Raw genomic sequence first — 19850 nt, 5'->3', positions numbered from 1 at the left:
CTGTCGTGGGCGACGTCCTCGTAGCGCGCGAGGTCGTTCATGACGTCGCTGTGGCCGCGCCAGTGCATCGCGATGAACACCGGCGGGGTGCCCAGGCGCGTGCGCGACTCGGCGACCTGCGCCCCCATCCGCACGTCGGCCTGGCCGGCGGAGACGTCGTTGACGATGAGGGCCCCGGCCGCGATGCTCGAGGCGGCGACGGAGGCGCGCATGGTGTCCACGCTGAGCACGACGTCCTCGGCGGCGAGGGCCTCGACCACGGGGATCACCCGGCACAGTTCCTCCTCCTCGGGGACGCGCGGGGCACCGGGGCGGGTGGACTCCCCGCCGATGTCGATGATCGCGGCGCCCTCGGCGACCAGGCGGCGGCCGTGGGCGATCGCGTCGGGGGCGCTGTCGTGCTTCCCGCCGTCGGAGAAGGAGTCGGGGGTGACGTTCAGGACCCCCATGACGAGGGTGTCGTCCCCGCCGAGGCGGTCCGGCAGGCCCTCGGGGCGGCGCACGGGGATGGGCACGACCTCACCGTCCGTTGATCAGGGCCATGGCCTCGCTGCGGGTGCTCGAGCTGTCCCGGAGCATGCCGCGCACGGCGCTGGTGATGGTGCGGGCCCCGGCGGCGCGCACGCCGCGCATCGACATGCACATGTGCTCCGCCTCGATCACGACGATCGCGCCGGCCGCACCGAGCTCGTCCATCAGCGCATCGACGATCTGGAAGGTGAGCCGCTCCTGCACCTGCGGGCGTCGGGCGTAGACGTGGACCAGGCGGGCGAGCTTGCTCAGCCCCGTGACGGCACCGCCGCCGGGGATGTACCCCACATGCGCCATCCCGTGGAAGGGCAAAGAGGTGGTGCTCGCACATCGAGTGGAAGGCGATGTCGCGCACGAGCACCAGCTCCTGGTGCTCGATGTCGAAGGTCGTCGACAGCGGCTCGTGCGCGTCCTGCTCCAGCCCCTCGAAGACCTCGGCGTACATCCGCGCCACCCGCGCGGGGGTCTCCAGGAGGCCGTCGCGGTCGGGGTCCTCGCCGATCCCGGCGAGGAGCTCCCGCACCGCCGCCTCGACCCGGGGCCGGTCCACCGCCATCTCAGCGCTCCGTCTCGTCGTGGTCGCTGTAGCCGTAGCCCTGACCGGGACCGGCCGGACCGGAGCCGCCGGGGGCACCTCCGGGCGGGGCGCCGGGGATGCCGGGCCCGTCGCCGCCCGGATGGGGCGGCTCGGGGGCGCCGGGCTGCAGCGGCTCGCCCGCGTCGTGCTCCTCGGTGCCGGTGCCGGTCGTGGTCGAGCCGACCGACGGCGCCTCGAGGGAGGGGCGCTCCTCGCTGGAGACCCACACCTCGCGCGGCGGCGGCTTGGTGACGTCCGCGAAGATCGCGGCGAGCTCGTGCTCGTTCAGCGTCTCCTTCTCCAGCGACTCCTCGACCAGGCGGTCCAGCACGTGACGGTTCTGCACGATCACGGACCAGGCCTCGTCCAGGGCGTTGTCCAGGAGCGTGCGCACCTCCTGGTCCACGACGCTCGCGGTCTCGTCGGAGAAGCGGGGGCCCTGCCCCTGCTGCATGCCCACGAACACCTCGTCCTGGTCGCCGGAGAGGGCGACCTGGCCGACGGCCGCGCTCATGCCCAGCCGCATCACCATGGTGCGGGCGATCTTGGTGGCGTTCTGGAGGTCGGAGCTGGGTCCGGTGGTGACGTCGTGGAAGATCGACTCCTCCACCGCGTAGCCGCCCATCGCGTAGGCGAGGCGGTCCAGCGACTCGTTGCGGGACTGGTAGTTGCGGTCCTGGGTGGGGACCACCATCGTGTAGCCGCCGGCCTGACCGCGCGGCAGGATCGTCACCTTGGTGACCGGGGCGGAGTTGTTCATCGCCGCGGCGACCAGGGCGTGACCGCCCTCGTGGTACGCGGTCATCTGGCGCTCGCGCTCGGTCATCACCTTGGAGTACCGCTGCGGGCCCATGGAGACGCGGTCGATCGCCTCGTCCAGGGCGCGGTTGTCGATGATCTGGTTGCCCGAGCGGGCGGTGAGCGAGCGCCGCCTCGTTGAGCACGTTGGCGAGATCCGCACCGGACATGCCGATGGTGCGCTTGGCGACGGCCTCGAGGTCCACGTCGTGGGCCAGCGGCTTGCCCTTGGCGTGCACGCCGAGGATGTGCAGGCGGCCCTTGAGGTCCGGGGCGGTCACCGCGATCTGGCGGTCGAAGCGGCCCGGGCGCAGCGAGCGCCGGGTCGAGGATGTCCACGCGGTTGGTGGCGGCGATGAGGATGACGTTCTGGTTCTCGTCGAACCCGTCCATCTCCACGAGCATCTGGTTCAGTGTCTGCTCGCGCTCGTCGTGGCCGCCGCCCATGCCGGCGCCGCGGTGGCGGCCGACGGCGTCGATCTCGTCGATGAAGATGATCGCCGGGGAGTTCTCCTTCGCGGTGTTGAACAGGTCGCGCACGCGGCTCGCGCCGACGCCCACGAACATCTCCACGAAGTCCGAGCCGGAGATCGAGTAGAAGGGCACGTTCGCCTCGCCGGCGACGGCCTTGGCCAGCGACGTCTTGCCGGTGCCGGGCGGGCCGTAGAGCGGCGACGCCCTTGGGGATCTTCGCGCCGACAGCCTGGTAGCGGCCCGGGTCCACGAGGAACTGCTTGATCTCGTCGAGCTCCTCGACGGCCTCCTCGGCGCCGGCGACGTCGGCGAAGGTGACCTTCGGGGCCTCCTTGTTGAACAGCTTCGCCTTGGACTTGCCGAACTGCATCGCCCGGCCGCCGCCCTGGGCGTTCATGATGAGGAACCAGAACAGGCCGATGAAGATCAGCGGCGGCAGGAAGGACAGCAGCGGCGTGGACCACCACGAGCTGGTGGCGATCTCGTCGGTGTAGCCGCCGGAGGGGGCGGACTCCTCGACCGCGGAGACGATCGACTCGCTGCGCGCGTCGACGTAGGCGAAGCGCACCCGGGTGCCCTTGTTCTCCTCGCCGTCGCTGAAGTCCTCGGTCAAGACCAGGTCGACGCGCCGCTGGTTGCCGCCGATGATCTTCGCCTGCTCGACTGTGTCGCCCTGCAGCGACTCGAGGCCCTGCTCGGTGTCGATCTGCTGGTAGCCGTCACGGCCCAGCAGGGAGAACAGCGCCATGCCCAGCAGCGGCGCGACGACGATCCAGAGGGCGACGGAGGTGAAGGGGCGGCGCTTCCTGCCGCCCGAGCCGCGGCCCGTGCTCTTGGGGGAATCTGCCACCGGTTCAGTCCTCGTAGACCGAGCGTGCGAGGACGCCCACGTAGGGAAGGTTGCGGTAGTTCTCCGCATGGTCGAGCCCGTACCCGATGACGAACTCGTTGGGGATGTCGAAGCCGACGTACTTCACGTCGATCTCGACGCGCGCGGCCTCGGGCTTGCGCAGCGACGTCGCGATCTCCACGGACTTCGGCCCGCGCGAGCGGAGGTTGGCCAGCGACCACTTCAGGGTCAGGCCCGAGTCGATGATGTCCTCGACGATCAGGACGTTGCGCCCGGTGATGTCGCCGGAGAGGTCCTTGAGGATCCGCACCACGCCCGAGGACTTCGTGCCCGAGCCGTAGGAGGAGACCGCCATCCAGTCCATCTCGACCTTGAGGTCGATGGAACGGGCGAGGTCCGCCATCACCATCACCGCCCCCTTGAGGACGCCCACCAGGATCGGGGGCTCCTCGGCGTAGTCCGCGGCGATCTGCGCGCCGATCTCGGCGAGCCGGTCACGGATCTGCTGTTCGTCCAGCGGCGACGCGGTCGACATCGGGGTGGGGGTGCGTCTGGGGCACGCGGATCTCCTCCAGGTGATGTGGTGGGTGCGTCCGCCGCGGCTCACGGAGCGGGACGGCGCCACACCAACAGGCCGTCACGGCGAGCGACCTCGATCCTACCCGGAACGGGCACCGCTGCCTGACCGTGCCATGAGACGACCAGCGCATCCAGCGCGAGCACCTGCCTGCGCAGCAGCGATTTCGTGGATCCACCTGCGTCACCTGCATCGATTGCGCGCTGAGCGGAACGGGAGGCGTCGCGCGCGACGCGGGTGCGCACGGGGGCGGGGACGGCGGCGAGGGCATGGACGTCCAGGTGCGAGCAGGTCTCCCACCTCGGCGAGCTCCCCGGCGTCGCGGCGCAGGGCGGGCAGCGACGCCCGAGCCTCCTCGTCGAGATGGTCCACATCAGGGCGGACCAGGTCGGCGCCGCGGGCGAGGTTCTCGTCGATCTGGTCCCCGAGGATCTCGCGCAGCGAGCGGCAGGGCCCGGTGGCGCACCCGCGAGCGCAGCGACTCGGGATCCGCGTTCATCGGGTCCTCCCACCACTCGAGGTCGTGGAGGGTGCAGATCTCCTCGGTGTCGGCGCGTCGCAGGGCCGTGGTCTCGTCGCGGCCGGTGCCGAGGAAGGGGCGCGACAGGTGGCCGCGGGCGCGGCGGATCCCGGCGAGCGCCCGGGGCCCGGCGCCGCGGGCGAGGGCCATCAGGACCTGCTCCGCCTGGTCGTCGAGGGTGTGGCCCAGCGGCACGGCGAGCGCACCGCGCTCCCGGGCGAGGTGCTCGAGGGCGTCGTGTCGGGCGGTGCGGGCGGCATTCTCCAGACCGCCGGGGGCGGCGAGGTCGACGGACGGCGTGAGCACGTGCGCCTCGGCGCCCAGCCGCTCCGCCTGCGCGGCGGCGCGCGCGGCGACGGAGGCGGAGCCGTCCTGGAGCCCGTGGTCGACGATCGCGGCCTCGGTCGCGAGCCCCATCCGCTCCCCCACCCAGCAGGTGGTCGCCAGCGGCCGCGAGCGAGTCGGCGCCCCCGGAGACGCCGACCAGCAGGCGCGGGGCGAGGTGGCCGGAGCCGGTGTCGTCGGCGAGCCGCTCGAGCCGCTCGGCGAGGGCGGCGCGGACGGCCCGGCGGGCACGGGCGACCACGGGAGGAGGGCCGGCCATCAGTCGACCTGCACCATCTCGGCGGCGACATCGTCGACCGCGGCGCGGGCGGCGTCCGCGTCGGCGCCGTCGAAGTCGTGGACCACGATCGAGTAGCCGACGGTGCGACCGTCGGGGAGCACGGTCACGCCGGCGAGCGTCGCGGCGCCGCCGAGATAGCCGGTCTTGCCGCGCACCTGCCCGGCGGCGGCCGTGTCGTCGCCGTGGCCGAAGCGGTCCGCGAGAGTGCCCGAGAGCGCCGCGACGGGCACGTCGTAGAGGATCTGCTCGAGAGCGGGCACCTCGCCGGAGGCGACCTGGGCGAGCACCGCGGCGAGCGCCGCCGGCGGGACCCGGTTCTCCCGCGAGAGGCCGGAGCCGTCGCGGAGGTCGAGCCCGGCGAGGTCCTCCTCGGGCGACCCCATCTCGGCGCCGAGCTCGCGGATCTCCGCCTCGACGGCGGCGGCGGCGCCGGCGGGGGTGGTCTCCTCGCCGCGGGAGAGCGCCACCAGGTGCGCGAGCGACTCGGCGGTGGTGTTGTCGGAGATGAGCAGGGTGTGGCGCACGATCTCCGAGAGCGGCTCGGAGGAGATCTCCGCGGCGGGAGCGCCCTCCGGGGCGACGGCCGCGGTGATCCCGCCGGCCACCTCGAGACCCTCCTCGCCGAGCGACTCGGCGAAGCGCTGGGCCGCGTCGCCGGCTGGATCGGTGGACTTCGGGCCGTACTGCTCCCCGTCGAGCCATCCCTCCTCGAGCGCGAGGGAGGCGGTGGGCGTGACCCAGCCGCCCGCCGTGCCGTTGTCACCCCAGGCCGGGTTCGCCCCGCCCACGAGATACGAGTCGTCCAGGGCGAGGGAGACGGAGGAGGTCCCCTGCTCGGCCGCCAGCGCCGCCGTCTGCGCGGCGAGCTCGCGCAGATCCTCCTCGGTGAGGGTCATGTCACCCTCTCCCGCCAGGGTCACCACGCCGTCCTGGACGGTCGCTCGGGTGACCAGCACCTCATCCCCCGTGTACTGCCGCGGCGACGGCCGCGGCGGTGAGCGGCTTGAGGGTCGAGGCGGGCACGAGGGCGCTGGATGAGTCCCGCTCGGCGAGCACCTGGCCGTCCTCGGCCGCGACGACGCTGAAGGCCAGGCCCCCGCCCACGACGGGCGCCTCCGCCTTCGCGGCCATGCGCCGCTGCAGGTCGGCGGGGTCGACCGGGGACGGCGAGGAGCCGACGGGGGCCACGGCCTCGGCCGGATCGACCCGCTCCCAGTCCTCCGCGACGGCGCGGGGGCCGGAGCCGGGGCCCTCCTCGGCGCCGCGCACGGTGAGCACGCCGGGGAAGGCGTCCATCAGGTCGCCGAGGACGTAGAAGCTCACGGGCAGTGCCGCGCACATCACGACGGCGACGGTGCGCCACATGCGCTCGGTTGCTCGAAGGGCCATGCCACCACGATATGGTGTCCCGGTCATCGGAAGCGGCCCCTGGGGCCGGAGCAATGAAGTGGCCCACGGGGCCGGAGCAATGGAGCGGCTGTCGTGGAATTCGACGTGACCATCGAGATCCCTCGCGGGAACCGGAACAAGTACGAGGTGGACCACCACAACGGGCGGATCCGCCTGGACCGGATGCTCTTCACCGCGACGCGCTATCCGGACGACTACGGCTTCATCGAGGGGACCCTCGGCGAGGACGGCGACCCGCTGGACTGCCTGGTCCTGCTCGAGGAGCCGACCTTCCCGGGTCGCCTGATCGGCCGCCGCGCGCTGGGCATGTTCCGCATGCGCGACGAGGCCGGCGGCGACGACAAGATCGTCGCGGTGCCCGTGGGCGATCGCCGTCAGGTGCGCCGCCAGGAGCTGACCGACGTCTCGGAGTTCCACCGTCTGGAGATCCAGCACTTCTTCGAGGTCTACAAGGATCTCGAGCCGGGCAAGAGCGTCGAGGGCGCGCACTGGGAGGGCCGCAGCGACGCGGAGGCGGAGATCCGCCGCTCCTACCAGCGTGCTGTCGGCACCGAGCACGCCAACGAGTTCACGCAGGAGGTCTGAGCGCGGTCCGTCCGCGCAGGACGCACGATGACGGGGCCGCTCCTGAGGGACCGGCCCCGTCATCATGTGCGGGCGTGACTGCGGGCGCGACGCCCGGACCTCCCGCTCAGCACCGGGTGAGCTCGCCCTCCGGGCCCTGCGTCCCCTGCCCGAAGATCTCGAGCATCGCCTCGACCACGGAGCGTGCCACGACGCGGGCGCCGAGTCCGCCGAGGACCGCGCCGATCCCGAAGGGCACCAGGCGTGCGAGCCACAGACCGCCGGTGCGGGCCACGACCCGGCGCCGCACGTACTTGTTGACCTGCTTGGTGACGAAGCCGGGCAGGAGGCCCCCGCCGCCGAGGACCGAGTTCCAGCGCATGCCCTGCCGGCCGAGCGCCTTGCCGATGATCTCGGCGCCGCGCTCGCCGCCGAGCACGCCCAGCGACACGAGGCGTCGGGTCTCGCGGTCGGTCATGTCGACGCCGTGGATGTCGGCGGCGGCAAGGGTGAGGAAGGCGCAGGACTCCGCGAAGGAGAGCCCCTCCCCACACGGTGAGGCCGATCGCGGCGGCGGTGCCGAGGCCCGGCGGCGCCGCGACGCCGCCGATGCCGGCGCCGGTCGCGGTGGTCAGCGCGGTGAAGCGCGAGGTGACCTTCTCCAGCGACTGACGGTCCGTCGCCTCCGGGTGCTTGGCGCGCAGGTGCTCGACGTAGGTGCGGGCCAGCGGCGCCTGGACCTTGAGCGCGGCGTCGATCAGCGAGAGCCAGCGCTCGTCGAGTCGCTCGTCGAGGGAGCCCTCCTCGAGGGGGAGGTCGTCGGGTCGCGTCGCGGGGGCTCCGTGGTCGCGCGGGACGGGGCTGCGGGGGAGTTCGTGGCCACCTGGGCCTCCATTCGTCGGGGTCCTGAACAGGGCAACGGTATCGCGCACGGGGCCGCGCTCCTGGACGGCGGGTGCGCACGGCGGACGCCCGGTCCGCGGTCGGCTCCGCGCCCGACGGGGACATGGCGACGCCGCGGATGCCGCACAGCCCCGGCGCGGACCGGGCAGTGCGGACCGGGCGCGCGGCGCCTCAGCGGCGCGGCACGACCTCGCCCTCGCCGAGCTCGGCGATGTCGCCGCTCAGGCCCAGTCGGCGCACGGCCTCGCCGAGGTCGGCGTAGTGGTGGACGTAGCCGGCCTCCACGAAGGAGCGGGGCACCATCCGGTCGTGGCAGAGGATCCCGCCCAGGTGGTCCGTCTCGTGCTGGAGGATCCGCGCGGTCCAGCCCACGTGCTCCTCGTCGACCTCGCGCAGGGAGCCGCCGGGCAGAAGCTCCTGGGCGCGCAGGCGCACCCGGCGCGAGCGGGGCACGATCGACTGCCAGCCGTCAACCGAGAGGCGACCCTCGAAGGCGAAGACGGTCTCGTCCCCGACCGGCTCGACGACGGGGTCCAGCAGGGCGCGCGCGCGAGCGGTCGGCGCTCGAGCGGCTCGTCCTCGGGGTCCTCCCCCTCCTCGGCGGCGAAGGGGTCCTCGACGACGTAGAAGCTCAGCGGCGACCCGATCTGCGGGGCGGCGAGACCGACGCCGGGCGCGTCCCTCATCGTCACGGTCATGGCATCCGCGAGCTCCGCCAGGAGCGCGGGCTCGAGGCGGTCGCGGGCGGCGACGGCGGTGCGGCGGAGGGCGGGGTGCCCTGCCTGCACGATGCGCGCGGGGCGCCCTCGCGGGGGCGTCGGTCCAGGATCTTCCGGGTCAGCTCAGCAGTGTCCACCGCCCCAGTATCCCGTGCCCGCGCCGTGCACGGGAGAACGCCGGGTCCGGTGTCGCCGCGGTCCGCCCACGGGCCGGGCAGGGCGCCGCCGGGACGACGGCGCGCCGTCGGCGGCAGGGCGCACCAGGAGGGTGAGACGTGGGATACACTCTGCCGTGCCGGTGCGATGGAGCACCCTCGAGGAGCTCCCCCGAACCGGTGTCACAGTCACTTCATAACGGATCGTCCGGCACGTACCTGCCGGTGAAGGAGAACCACCATGGCAACAGTCACGTTCGACAACGCCTCCCGGATCTACCCGGGCCAGGAGCGCCCCGCGGTCGACAACCTCAACATCGAGATCGGCGACGGCGAGTTCCTCGTCCTTGTCGGCCCCTCGGGCCGCGGCAAGTCGACCTCCCTGCGCATGCTCGCCGGTCTCGAGGAGATCGACGCGGGCCGCATCCTCATCGGCGATCGTGACGTCACCGACGTCCCGCCGAAGGACCGCGACATCGCCATGGTGTTCCAGAACTACGCGCTGTACCCGCACATGACGGTCGCCGACAACATGGGCTTCGCCCTGAAGATCGCCGGCACCCCGAAGGCGGAGATCCGCAAGCGCGTCGAGGACGCCGCGGCGATCCTGGACCTCACCGAGTACCTCGACCGCAAGCCGAAGGCGCTTTCCGGCGGTCAGCGCCAGCGTGTGGCCATGGGCCGTGCGATCGTGCGCTCCCCGCAGGTGTTCCTGATGGACGAGCCGCTGTCGAACCTCGACGCGAAGCCGCGTGTCTCGACCCGCACCCAGATCGCCTCGCTGCGGCGTCGTCTCGGCGTCACCACCGTGTACGTCACGCACGACCAGACCGAGGCGATGACGATGGGCGACCGCGTGGCCGTCCTCGACCGCGGTGTGCTCCAGCAGATCGACTCCCCGCGCCGCATGTACGACCACCCGAACAACGTGTTCGTGGCCGGCTTCATCGGCTCCCCCGCCATGAACCTGCTCGAGGAGAAGCTCACCGACCAGGGTGTCCAGTTCGGCGGCGCCGTGTCGCCCGTGGACCGTGCGACCCTCTCGGACACCGACCAGTCCACCGTCACCGTGGGCGTGCGTCCCGAGGACCTCGAGCTCGTCGGCGACGAACAGGGCATCGCGGTCGAGGTCGACGTGGTCGAGGAGCTCGGCGCGGACGCGTTCATCTACGGCCGCCGCGCCGGCGCGACGAGACCGCCAAGCCGTTCATCGCGCGCGTCGACGGCCGCCGTCCCCCGGCCAAGGGCGAGACCGTCTACTTCCGTCCCAAGGAGGGCCACCTGCACCTCTTCGACGCGAAGTCGGGCAAGCGCCTGGGCGACTGAGCACCCCCCGCTCCGCATGACGGGCGTCCGGCTCCAGCCGGGCGCCCGTCGTCCGTCCCGGGCGGCTCCGTCGTCCGTCCCGGGCGGCTCCGTCGTCCGTCCCGGGCGGCTCCGTCGTCCGTCCCCGGCGGGCTCGGCGCCGCCCCGTCGGCCCCGGGATGGTTCCCGGCGGCCTCGGGGCCGCGACGACACGACGTCCCGGGCCGTGATCTTCCCGTCGGACCGACGTGAAATGTGGAAGCGTATGGGCCTGGCCCTCGCGCTCGGGAGAGAATGGACCCATGGCACCCCTGGAGATCACCGCGTCCCGTGCAGACCCTGCACTGCTGGATCTGCCCTGGGAGACGCCGCTGGAGCAGTGGCCCGACGAGATCCTGGCCGCGCTCCCCCGCGGCATCTCCCGCCATGTGGTCCGCTTCGTGCGGGTCTCGGGGCGGGTGCTCGCGCTCAAGGAGATCAACCACCACCTCGCCCAGCGCGAGTACGACACGCTCAAGGTGCTCGGCCGGATCGGCATCCCCTCGGTCGAGCCCTTCGCCGTGGTCTCCGGTCGCACGGGCCGCTCCGGCGAGGCGCTGGACGCCGTGCTGATCACCCGTCATCTGCAGTTCTCCCTCCCCTATCGGGCCGTGTTCAGTCAGGTCTCGCGCCAGGACACCGCCCAGCGCCTGCTCGACGCGCTCGCCGTCTTGCTGGTGCGGCGCATCTGGAGGGCTTCTACTGGGGCGATGTGTCGCTGTCGAACACGCTGTTCCGCCGTGACGCGGGGGCCTTCGCCGCCTACATCGTCGACGTCGAGACCGGTTCCCTGTACGAGACGCTCACGGCCGGGCGGCGCCACTACGATCTCGACCTCGCCCGCACCAACATCATCGGCGAGCTGATGGACCTTCAGGCAGGCGACATGATCGACCCCGAGGTCGACCCTGTCGAGATCGGCGACGACCTCGTGGCCCGCTACGAGGAGCTGTGGGAGGCGCTGACCTCCTCGGAGCGCTTCTCCGCCGACGAGCGCTGGCGGGTCTCCGCCCGGATCGAGCGGCTGAACAAGCTCGGCTTCGACGTGGGCGAGCTCGAGATCACCACCGACCTCGACGGCACCACCCTCTCGATCCGCCCCAAGGTCGTCGACGCCGGTCACCACTCGAGGCGCCTGCTGCGCCTGACCGGCATCGACGCCCAGGAGAACCAGGCACGTCGACTCCTGAACGACCTCGACCAGTTCCGCGCGGACACGGAGCAAGCAGGCCGAGGAGGAGGAGTTCGTCGCCCACGAGTGGCTCAAGGATCAGTACGAGCCCGTGGTCCGGGCGATCCCCCGGTCGATGCGCTCGAAGCTCGAGCCGCCGGAGTTCTTCCACGAGGTGCTCGAGCACAAGTGGTTCCTCTCCGAGCAGGCCGGCGTCGACTTGAGCCTCGATGACACCGTGCGGCACTACATCCTCAACGAGCTCATCCACCGGCCCGACGAGAAGTCGCTGGTGACCACCGAGACCTCGGCCCTGCCGATCGTCGAGGCCTGAGCGGGTCGCGAGAAGACCGAGACAAGACGTGGGCGCGTCGCAGCGGCGCTGGCATCCCCGGCTCGACAACCTGTCCCTGCGCGATCAGCTGGGCGTGGACCGGCTGGGGCGTCGGCTCGCGCAGATGATGATCGGGCTGACCGGCTTCGGGCTGTCGCTGGCGATGCTTGCTGCGCTCGGGGCTGGGCGGCGCGCCCTGGGACGTCTTCCACGCGGCGCTCGCCGAGCGGCTCGGCGCGACCGTGGGGGCGATGAGCATTGCGGTGAGCTTCGTGTCGCCCTCCTGCTGTGGATCCCGGCGCGCGAGCGGCTCGGGATCGGCACGGTCGCGAACGCGATCTGGGTGGGGGTCAGCATCGACCTCGGGATGCTGGTCCTGCCGCAGGCGAGCTCGCTGCCCGTCGCGATCGCCCTCATCGCGCTCGGCGTGGTGGTCAACGGGATCAGCGGCGCCGTCTACATCGGCGCGCGCTCGGTGCGGGCGCCCGCGACGGGCTGATGACGGCGCTCAGCCGGGTGCTCTCCCGGCCCGTCGGGCCGGTGCGGATCGTGCTCGAGGTGATCGTGCTGGTGACCGGATGGTCGCTGGGCGGACCGCTCGGGCTCGGCACCGTCGTCTACGCGATCGCGCTCGGCCCCGTCATCCAGCTGGCGCCGCCCCACGTGCTGATCCCGGTCCGCTCGGTGCGGGGCAGGGAGCCCGGCGCCGCGCGCTGAGGCGCGCAGGCCGGGGCTCTCGGGCCGGGCCCGGGCTCTCGCGGCAGGCAGGGCCAGGGGGCAGGCCGGGCCCGGAGGCTCAGGCCGGGCCAGGAGGGTCAGGCCAGTCCGTGCTGGTCCCGGACCCCGGAGATCTCGTAGAGCGCGATCGCGGCGGCGACCGAGGCGTTCAGCGACTCGGAGCGCCCCGCCATCGGGATCGAGACCACCTGGTCGCTGGTCTCCCGCGCGAGGCGGGAGAGGCCCTTGCCCTCGGCGCCGACGACGAGCACCGCCGGCTGGGTGCCGAGCTCGAGCTCGCGCGAGGTGACGTCGCCGTCCGCGTCGAGGCCGAGCACGAACACGTCCTGCTCCTTGAGCGAGGCGAGGGTGCGGTTGAGGTTCGTGACCTGGGCGACGCGGACGCGGCCGGCGGCGCCCGCGGCGACCTTCCACACGCTCGCGGTCATCGACACGCCGCGCCGCTCCGGCAGGATCACGCCGTGCGCGCCGAAGGCGTCGGCCGAGCGGAGGATCGCGCCGAGGTTGCGGGGGTCGGTGATGCCGTCTAGCGCGACCAGCGGCGGCGGCTCGAAGCGGTCCGCGGCGATCTCGAGCGACTCATCGACCTCGGCGTACTCGTAGGGCGGGATCGTCAGCGCCACACCCTGGTGCACCGAGTGGTCGGTCATGCGGTCGAGGTCGGTGCGGGTCGCCTCGACGACCGGCGCCGCCCGCGCCGCGGCCAGGCGCATGATCTCCCGCACCCGCTCGTCGGCGTCGATCCGCACCATGAGGGTCAGCTGGGTGGCGGGGATCTCCTCCCGCGGCGCTTCCAGCACCGCATTGCGGCCGGCGACCTGGTCGCTGCCGGGCGCCTTGCCCTTGGCCTTGGGCCCGCCGCGTCGTCCCGCGGCGCCGGAACCCGAGCCGCCGGAGTACTTCTTGTGGTTCGGGCGCTCCTCGGCCTTCGGGGTCGGGCCCTTGCCCTCCAGCCCCCGTCGGCGCACGCCGCCGGAGCCGACGGTCGCGCCCTTCTTGCCCTTGCGCACCGCGCCGCGGCGCGAGCTGTTGCCTGCCATGGATGGTCTCCTCAGTCCTGCTCAGTCTCGGGTCTCGAGGGTCCAGCGGGCGCCGCCCTGGCCGTCCTCGATGCGGATCCCGGCGGCGGTCAGCGCATCACGCGCCGCGTCGGCCCGGGCCCAGTCCTTCTCGGCGCGCGCCGCCTCGCGGGCGGTGAGCCGCGCGGAGATCAGCGCGTCGAGCGCCGCGTGCTCCGCCCCGGAGGCGCCTGCCTCCCCGCCCCACTGCTCGCCCAGCGGATCCAGCCCCAGCACGTCGAGCATGGCCCGCAGACGGCCGAGGCCCTCGGCGACCTGGGCGCCGCCCGCCCCGCCGCGCGCGGCCAGGAGCGTGTTCAGCGCCGCCTGCTCGCGGTGGATCACCGCGAGCGCCTCGGGGACGGAGAGGTCGTCGTCCATCGCCGCGACGAACTCCTGCGGCGGCTCCACGGCGCGCAGGTCGGCGTCGGCCGCGGCGATCGGGGCCCCTTCGAGCCGCTCGGCGGCGCGGCGTGCGGTCGCGGAGAACCGCTCCCACACCGTCTCCGCCTCCCGCATCGCGGTGGTGTTGTACTCGATCGTCGCGCGGTAGTGGCCGCCGACGAGGGCGAGGCGCACCGCCGCGGCGGGGTGCTCCCCGAGCGCATCGGCGGCGGTGACGAAGTTGTCCAGGCTCTTGCCCATCTTCAGCCCGTCGACCGTGACCATGCCGGAGTGCATCCAGCGCTGGGCGAAGCCGTAGCCGGCGGCGTGGGACTGCGCCTGCTCGTTCTCGTGGTGCGGGAAGCGCAGGTCGAGCCCGCCGGCGTGGATGTCGAAGGTCTCGCCGAGGTACTTGCGGCTCATGGCGGAGCACTCGAGGTGCCAGCCGGGCCGGCCGCGGCCGAAGGGCGTGTCCCAGGAGGCGGTCTCCGGCTCGGTCGCCTTCGCCGACTTCCACAGGGCGAAGTCGCGGCGGTCGCGCTTGCCGGGCTCCATCTCCTCGCCGGCGTCCTGCATGTCCTCGAGGGACTGGCGGGTCAGCGCGCCGTAGGTGGGCAGGGAGGCGACGTCGAAGTAGACGGATCCCGCGCCGTCGGCGTAGGCGTGGCCCCGCTCGATCAGGCGGCGCATGAGCTCGATCATCTCGGGCACGTGCCCGGTGGCGCGCGGCTCGTAGGTGGGGCGGCGGTTCCCGATCCGGTCCAGCACGTCCTGGAACTCGCGCTCGAAGCGCAGCGACCAGGCGAACCACTCGGCGCCCGCCTCGGCGGACTTCACGAGGATCTTGTCGTCGATGTCGGTGACGTTGCGGATGTGCGCGACCTCGTAGCCGCTGCGCTCGAGCCAGCGCACCAGCACGTCGAAGGAGAGGAAGGTGCGCAGGTGCCCGAGGTGGGGCGCGCCCTGCGTGGTGGGACCGCAGACGTACAGCGACACCGCCCCCTCGCGCACCGGGGTGAACGGTGCAGTGGTGCGGGTGGCGGTGTCGTGCAGGTGGAGAGTCACGTCCCCAGGGTACTGCCTGGTGGGGCCGTCTCAGCTCAGAGCGCTCGTCCGACGCGCTCGGTCGGGCCGATCGCTCCCCGGGCGGTCACTCGGCGCGGGCGCTGACCTGCTTGCCGTAGAGCTCCTCGAAGGTGTCGTCGTAGGAGACGGCGTTGCTGCGGCGCTTGCCCTGGACGGCCTGAACCGCGGACTGGGCGGTCTCGATCGTGGTCTCGGGGGCCTTCAGCTTCCTGGAGACCAGGAAGGCGACCAGCCCGGCGATCGCACCGAGGAGGACGAACACCCCGGCGACGATGAGGAAGGAGCCCCAGGCCGGCGACCCGAGCGCCTGCAGGCCGGTCGCGGCCGCGAACAGCGAGATGACCCAGGCCGACAGGAGGAGGAACAGCGAGACGGCGGCCATCGCGGCGATGATGCCGACCTTGATGCCGAGGGCCGTGATCTCCTTCTTGGCGATGTCGATCTCGTGATGGACGACGCCCAGGAGCTCATCGCGGATGGACTGGACGAGCTCGCCGATGGACCGCTGGGTGGGCGGCGTGCTCGGGTCGTTCGTGGTGTTGATCATGATCGGAGCCTATCGCAGGGTGCGGGCGTTTCTGTGTCGGATCGTGCCGGATCGAGGGAGCGGGCCGAGGGCTCAGTCCACCGAGATCCGCTTGCGGCGGGTGGTCTCGGCGCGGGGGCCGGCGGCGGTGGTGCGGCGCGCCACCAGGGAGGGAGCGACCGCGACGTCCCGGAAGGGTTCCTCGTGGCCGGAGACGCGGTCCACCAGCATCTGGGCCGCCAGGGCGCCGAGCCGCTCCGAGTTCGGGTCCACGCTCGTCAGCTCCGCGACGCCGGAGGAGGCGAGCGAGGTGTTGCCGTAGCCGGCGACCGCGAAGGCCTCCGGCACGTCGTAGCCGGCCTCGCGGGCCGCGGAGAGCACGCCGACGGCGGTGACGTCGTTGGAGCAGGTCACCGCGGTGGGGACCTGGCTCCCGCGCAGCAGCATCGACCCGGCGGTCTGGCCGACCTGCTCGGTGAAGTCGCCCGGCTCGACCCGGGCGGAGTCCGCCAGCCCGTGGCGCGCCATCGCGGCGCGGAAGGCGTCGGCGCGCTCGCGGGCGACGGCCGCGCCGACCCCGCCGACGTGAGCGATCTCGCGGTGGCCGAGGCTCACCAGGTGGTCGACCAGGAGGCCCTGCCCGACCTCGTCGTCGATGCGGACCGTGTCGATCCGGCCGACGAGCTCCTTCGAGCGACCGATCCCGACCAAGGGGCGGTTGCCGGTGGCCTCGAAGACCTCGTCCATGTCGGCGAGGTCGGAGACCATCAGGAAGCCGTCCACGCCGAGGTGGACGAGGTTCTCGATCGCGTCGGTGTCCACGGCGACCGGGTACTCCGGCAGGCGCCGACGGGTGGGCACGACGACGGCGGTGCGGCCGGTGGCGGCGAGCTCGATGCGGATCGAGCGGACGAGGTCGGAGATCCAGGTGTTGCGCATGGTGTTCACGAGCACGGCGACGACGCCGCGGTGCTCCGTCTCCCCGCTGAGCTCCTCGAGCGGGAAGTTGAGGCGCTCGGCGGCCTCGCGCACGCGCTCCACCATCCGGGGCTTGATCTCGTCGGCGCCGCGCAGGGCGCGCGCGCGACCGCGCTGGAGATCCCCAGCGAGTTCGCGACGTCGCGGAGGGTGCCGCGGGAGGCGCCGTCGGCGTCGATCTCGGCGGCGGTCGACTCCACGTCCTCGACCATCTGGCCGGTCGAGCCGTCGTCGGCCTCGGCGGCGGCCGCGTCGTTGTGGGGGTCGAGGGAGCTGTCGGAGGAGGTGGCGTCACTGCTCATGGCCTCCATTGAACCGCATCGGCGGCGGCGGCGGCGGCAGGTCCGCGGGTGCGATCGGTGCGGGATGGCTCACCCGGCGCCGGCGGCGCGGGGGATATCCCCCGCGCATGCCGACGGCGGACCCGGTGGGACCGGTCGCGAGGGCCCCTCTAGGGTCGAGCCATGGACGAGACGAGCGAGAGGACCGGGGCGCCCGCCCGGTCCCGGATCTCCCCCGCCGCGCTGGCCTCGGTGGTCGTCGGCGGGGTGCTGAGCCTCACCTGGTGCGTGGCGAGCATCGTCATGCTCGTGACGGGGCTGAGCGCCCTGCCCGCGCTGGGCGCGGGGTCGCTGCTGCTGGTCCCCTGGCTGCTGCTGATGCAGGTCGCGGTGCGGATCGAGCGGCGCCGCGCGGTCGCGGTGCACGGCATCGGGGTGAACATCCCCGCTCGGCGCCGCTCGCTGCGTCGCGGTGCGACCGGCTGGCTCCAGGACCGCTGGTTCGAGCTCGGCACCGGCGGGTTCTGGCGCGGGGTCCTCCACCACCACCTCGCGATGATCGTGGCCGGGGCGTTCCTGCTCGTCGCCCTCGCGATGCTGTGGCTGGGCTGGTCCGGCTGGGAGCTCGCGCCGCTGCACGGCCCCGTCCGGATCGCGAGCCTGGAGCTGTCCCGCTGGGCCCTCGCCGTGCTCGGCACCGCGGCCCTGGCGCTCTGCGCGGTCTCGCTCGCCCTCGGCGCGCTCGCCGACCGCGGTCTCGCCCGCGGCCTGATCTCCGGCTCCGAGGAGGAGCCGCGAGCAGGTGGCGGACCTCGCCGAACGGCGTCAGGGCGCGGTCGACGCCGCCGCCCAGGAGCGGCGCGCATCGAGCGGGATCTCCACGACGGGGTGCGGCCGCGCCTGGTGAACCTCGCCATGACCCTGGGCCTCGCCCGCACCGCGATCCGCACCGACCCGGACCGGGCCGAGCGGCTCGTCGGCGAGGCGCATGCGGAGGCGAAGGCCGTGATGACCGACCTGCGCCAGCTCGCCCGCGGGATCCACCCGGCGGTGCTCACCGACCGGGGCCTGGATGCGGCGCTCTCCGCCCTCGCCGCCCGCTCCCGCATCCCCGTCGACCTCGACGTCTCCCTGCTGGGGCCGGCGCACGCCGGGCTGGACCGGGAGCGGGAGGGCGTGGCCTACTTCGTGGTCGCCGAGGCGCTGACCAACATCGCCAAGCACGCGGAGGCCGAGCAGGTCTCCGTGAGCGTGCGCCAGGACCCGCACGCGCCGCGGGTGCGGATCGAGGACGACGGGCGCGGCGGGGCGCGGGTGCGCCGCGACGGGCTCTCCACCGGCCTCGCCGGGCTCACCGACCGGGTCCGAGCCACCGGCGGCGTGCTCGGGATCAGCGGCCCCGCCGGCGGCGGCACCGTGCTCGAGGCCGTACTGCCCACCGGCGCGCCGGCCTCCGACGCCGCTCCCCTGCGACCGGCCCTGTCCGCCGACCTGACCGCCGTCCCCCTCCCGCGCCCGGCCGACGGGAACGGGCCCCGAGACCAGACCCTGGAGGTCCCCCGATGAGGATCGTGATCGCCGACGACGCCGTGCTGCTGCGCGCCGGGCTCGAGAGGCTCCTGACCGACGCCGGCCACGAGGTGGTCGCCGCGGTGGGCGATGCGGGGGCCGCTCGCCGCCGTCTCCTACCACGGGCCCGACCTCGCGGTGATCGACGTGCGGATGCCGCCGACGTTCACCGACGAGGGCGTGCGGGCCGCGGTGCTGATCCGGCGACAGGATCCCGAGGTGGCGCCGCTGGTGCTCTCCCAGTACGTCGAGGAGCGCTACGCCTCCGATCTCATCGCCGACTCCTCGCACGGCCTGGGCTACGTGCTCAAGGACCGGGTCGCGGACGTCGAGGAGTTCCTCGGCGTGGTCACCGACGTCGGCGAGGGCGGGACCTGGCTGGATCCTGAGGTGGTCCAGCAGATCTTCGTCCGCTCCCGCCGGCGCCGCACCCTCGAGGCGCTCACCCCGCGGGAGCGCGAGGTGCTCTCCCTGATGGCGCAGGGGCGTTCGAACCAGGCGATCGCCGATGCGCTGTTCGTCTCCGCCGGAAGCGTCGAGAAGCACATCTCCTCCCTGCTCACGAAGCTGGACCTGCCGCCCGTGGACGGCGAGAACCGACGGGTCATGGCGGTGCTTGCGCTATCTGGAGTCGGAGGACCGGACGTGAGCACCGTGGACCGCGGGCCCGCCGCGCGCGGCGTTGCCGCGTCGGACGGCGGCGCGGCGCGCGGGAGGTGGACGCCGCCGTGGTGGGCGACGGCACCTCGCGGGCGGGGCGCGGCCTGCCCTCGGAGCGTCGGTACGACCCGCCGCGCCGGCTCACGCCCTCCCGCGAGCGCGACCTCCCCTGGCGGCGGGGCGTCGTCCTCGCCGGCGGCGCCGTGATGCTGGTGGTGATCCTGCTCCTGGCCGCCTCGACGGCCTTCACCTGGTGGAACGGCCGCGCCTACCAGGACGTCCCCGCGACCGCGGGTCTCGGGACCCCCTCCTCGCTGCGGCTGACCAGCACCCTCGGCGATGTGCGGGTGCGACCCTCCGAGGAGGTCGATGAGGTGACGCTCTCGCTCGTCACCCCGGGCACCACGGTCCCGTCGCCGGCCGGGGAGCAGGTCCGCGCCCGTCTCGAGCGCAGCGGCACGGGCTCCGCCGCGTCCATCGCCGTGAGCCAGCCCGAGAGCTACTCCACCTGGCCCGGCCTCGACGACACGCGTGACGTGCTCGTGCTGGTCCCGGTCGGGCACGAGCTGGACCTCGACCTCCGCACCGATGTGGGGGACGTGGTGGCCGAGGGCGACTTCGGCTCCCTCGCGGTGCGCTCCGACGTGGGCGACGTGCACCTGGGCACCACGAGCATCGCGCAGGACGTCACCGTCTCGACCGGGGTCGGGGGGATCGAGGCCGACCTCGCCGCCCCCGGACCCACGGCCGTGGACCTCTCCTCGACCCTCGGGGACATCTCCGTGCGGCTCCCCGCGGAGGCGAGCGGAGCGGTCGGGGCCGTGACCGAGCTCGGCGACGTGCGGATCGCGGTCGGGGGCACCTCGACGTGGCAGGTCGAGACGCGCGACTCGCTGGGCGAGGTCACCGTGGACCCCGCGCTCCGCGGCTCCGAGGCGGAGTCCGCGGGCACGCTGACCGCCGTCACCGAGACCGGGGACGTCACGCTCACCCGCTGAACGTCCCCGGGCCCGGCGTC

17 protein-coding genes and 6 pseudogenes are annotated in these 19850 nt (G+C 73.3%); 8 read left to right on the top strand and 15 right to left on the bottom strand.

Going from position 1 to position 19850, the window contains the following annotated elements; all coding sequences use genetic code 11:
- Positions 1 to 47: 47 nt before the first annotated feature.
- The 7 genes and pseudogenes from WKH84_RS22230 to WKH84_RS22200 form a co-directional block, all read right to left on the bottom strand.
- A pseudogene (locus WKH84_RS22230) lies at positions 48 to 449 on the bottom strand (dihydropteroate synthase); the annotation flags it as partial.
- Positions 450 to 519: 70 nt separating this feature from the next.
- Positions 520 to 1087, bottom strand: a pseudogene (gene folE, locus WKH84_RS22225) (GTP cyclohydrolase I FolE).
- 1 nt (position 1088) lies between these two features.
- Positions 1089 to 3128 (bottom strand): annotated as a pseudogene (gene ftsH, locus WKH84_RS22220) (ATP-dependent zinc metalloprotease FtsH).
- 106 nt (positions 3129 to 3234) lie between these two features.
- Entirely contained in the window at positions 3235 to 3765 is a 531-nt protein-coding gene (gene hpt, locus WKH84_RS22215) for a hypoxanthine phosphoribosyltransferase (protein ID WP_341855138.1), read from the bottom strand.
- Positions 3766 to 4180: 415 nt separating this feature from the next.
- Complete coding sequence (gene tilS / locus WKH84_RS22210; RefSeq protein ID WP_341855137.1) at positions 4181 to 4903, bottom strand: tRNA lysidine(34) synthetase TilS; 723 nt, start codon at positions 4901 to 4903, stop codon at positions 4181 to 4183.
- 27 nt (positions 4904 to 4930) lie between these two features.
- Positions 4931 to 5908, bottom strand: a complete 978-nt coding sequence (locus tag WKH84_RS22205; protein ID WP_341855136.1) for a D-alanyl-D-alanine carboxypeptidase — start codon at positions 5906 to 5908, stop codon at positions 4931 to 4933.
- A gap of 1 nt (position 5909) precedes the next feature.
- On the bottom strand, positions 5910 to 6317 hold the full coding sequence (locus WKH84_RS22200; protein ID WP_341855135.1) for a D-alanyl-D-alanine carboxypeptidase: 408 nt from the start codon (positions 6315 to 6317) through the stop codon (positions 5910 to 5912).
- Between the two features lie 117 nt (positions 6318 to 6434).
- On the opposite strand from WKH84_RS22200, the gene WKH84_RS22195 reads away from it, so the two are divergent.
- The gene (locus WKH84_RS22195) at positions 6435 to 6947 is read left to right on the top strand and encodes an inorganic diphosphatase (protein WP_341855134.1); all 513 of its coding nucleotides are present in this window, start codon (positions 6435 to 6437) and stop codon (positions 6945 to 6947) included.
- Positions 6948 to 7053: 106 nt separating this feature from the next.
- Here the strand turns inward: WKH84_RS22195 and WKH84_RS22190 are convergent, their stop codons facing one another.
- From WKH84_RS22190 to WKH84_RS22180, 3 genes and pseudogenes are all read right to left on the bottom strand, one after another.
- Entirely contained in the window at positions 7054 to 7404 is a 351-nt protein-coding gene (locus WKH84_RS22190) for a hypothetical protein (protein WP_341855133.1), read from the bottom strand.
- 596 nt (positions 7405 to 8000) lie between these two features.
- On the bottom strand, positions 8001 to 8366 hold the full coding sequence (locus WKH84_RS22185) for a peptide deformylase (RefSeq protein ID WP_341857009.1): 366 nt from the start codon (positions 8364 to 8366) through the stop codon (positions 8001 to 8003).
- Between the two features lie 113 nt (positions 8367 to 8479).
- Positions 8480 to 8617: pseudogene (locus WKH84_RS22180) on the bottom strand (peptide deformylase); the annotation flags it as partial.
- Between the two features lie 327 nt (positions 8618 to 8944).
- Between WKH84_RS22180 and ugpC the strand changes: the two are divergent.
- The 4 genes and pseudogenes from ugpC (at position 8945) to WKH84_RS22160 (ending at position 12269) form a co-directional block, all read left to right on the top strand.
- Positions 8945 to 10029, top strand: a pseudogene (gene ugpC / locus WKH84_RS22175) (sn-glycerol-3-phosphate ABC transporter ATP-binding protein UgpC).
- A 281-nt stretch (positions 10030 to 10310) separates the two neighbouring features.
- Positions 10311 to 11552 (top strand): annotated as a pseudogene (locus WKH84_RS22170) (DUF4032 domain-containing protein).
- 28 nt (positions 11553 to 11580) lie between these two features.
- Entirely contained in the window at positions 11581 to 12051 is a 471-nt protein-coding gene (locus tag WKH84_RS22165; protein ID WP_341855132.1) for a hypothetical protein, read from the top strand.
- Positions 12051 to 12269, top strand: coding sequence for a hypothetical protein (locus WKH84_RS22160; RefSeq protein WP_341855131.1), 219 nt, complete (start codon positions 12051 to 12053; stop codon positions 12267 to 12269). The genes WKH84_RS22165 and WKH84_RS22160 overlap by 1 nt, the downstream gene beginning before the upstream one ends.
- A 98-nt stretch (positions 12270 to 12367) precedes the next feature.
- Here WKH84_RS22160 and rlmB read toward each other — a convergent pair whose 3' ends face one another.
- The 5 genes from rlmB to WKH84_RS22135 form a co-directional block, all read right to left on the bottom strand.
- On the bottom strand, positions 12368 to 13330 hold the full coding sequence (rlmB, locus tag WKH84_RS22155) for a 23S rRNA (guanosine(2251)-2'-O)-methyltransferase RlmB (protein ID WP_341855130.1): 963 nt from the start codon (positions 13328 to 13330) through the stop codon (positions 12368 to 12370).
- 21 nt (positions 13331 to 13351) lie between these two features.
- The gene (gene cysS / locus WKH84_RS22150; protein ID WP_341855129.1) at positions 13352 to 14797 is read right to left on the bottom strand and encodes a cysteine--tRNA ligase; all 1446 of its coding nucleotides are present in this window, start codon (positions 14795 to 14797) and stop codon (positions 13352 to 13354) included.
- 85 nt (positions 14798 to 14882) lie between these two features.
- On the bottom strand, positions 14883 to 15365 hold the full coding sequence (locus tag WKH84_RS22145; protein WP_341855128.1) for a phage holin family protein: 483 nt from the start codon (positions 15363 to 15365) through the stop codon (positions 14883 to 14885).
- A gap of 72 nt (positions 15366 to 15437) precedes the next feature.
- Positions 15438 to 16388 carry a substrate-binding domain-containing protein gene (locus WKH84_RS22140; protein ID WP_341855127.1) on the bottom strand — a complete coding sequence of 317 codons (951 nt, stop codon included), beginning with the start codon at positions 16386 to 16388 and terminating at the stop codon, positions 15438 to 15440.
- Entirely contained in the window at positions 16289 to 16624 is a 336-nt protein-coding gene (locus WKH84_RS22135) for a hypothetical protein (RefSeq protein WP_341855126.1), read from the bottom strand. The genes WKH84_RS22140 and WKH84_RS22135 overlap by 100 nt, the downstream gene beginning before the upstream one ends.
- A 162-nt stretch (positions 16625 to 16786) precedes the next feature.
- Between WKH84_RS22135 and WKH84_RS22130 the strand changes: the two genes are divergently transcribed.
- The 3 genes from WKH84_RS22130 to WKH84_RS22120 all read left to right on the top strand — a co-directional run bounded on the left by WKH84_RS22130 (position 16787) and on the right by WKH84_RS22120 (position 19830).
- A complete protein-coding gene (locus WKH84_RS22130) occupies positions 16787 to 18169 on the top strand; it encodes a histidine kinase (RefSeq protein ID WP_341855125.1) in 1383 nt (460 codons plus the stop codon).
- 93 nt (positions 18170 to 18262) lie between these two features.
- Entirely contained in the window at positions 18263 to 19039 is a 777-nt protein-coding gene (locus WKH84_RS22125) for a response regulator transcription factor (RefSeq protein WP_341855124.1), read from the top strand.
- 5 nt (positions 19040 to 19044) lie between these two features.
- Positions 19045 to 19830, top strand: a complete 786-nt coding sequence (locus WKH84_RS22120; RefSeq protein WP_341855123.1) for a hypothetical protein — start codon at positions 19045 to 19047, stop codon at positions 19828 to 19830.
- The last annotated feature ends 20 nt before the right edge of the window (positions 19831 to 19850 follow it).

Origin of the sequence: Brachybacterium sp. GPGPB12, from assembly GCF_038396325.1 — a bacterium.
Lineage (GTDB): Bacteria > Actinomycetota > Actinomycetes > Actinomycetales > Dermabacteraceae > Brachybacterium > Brachybacterium conglomeratum.
This window is presented reverse-complemented; position numbering and strand designations above follow the sequence as displayed.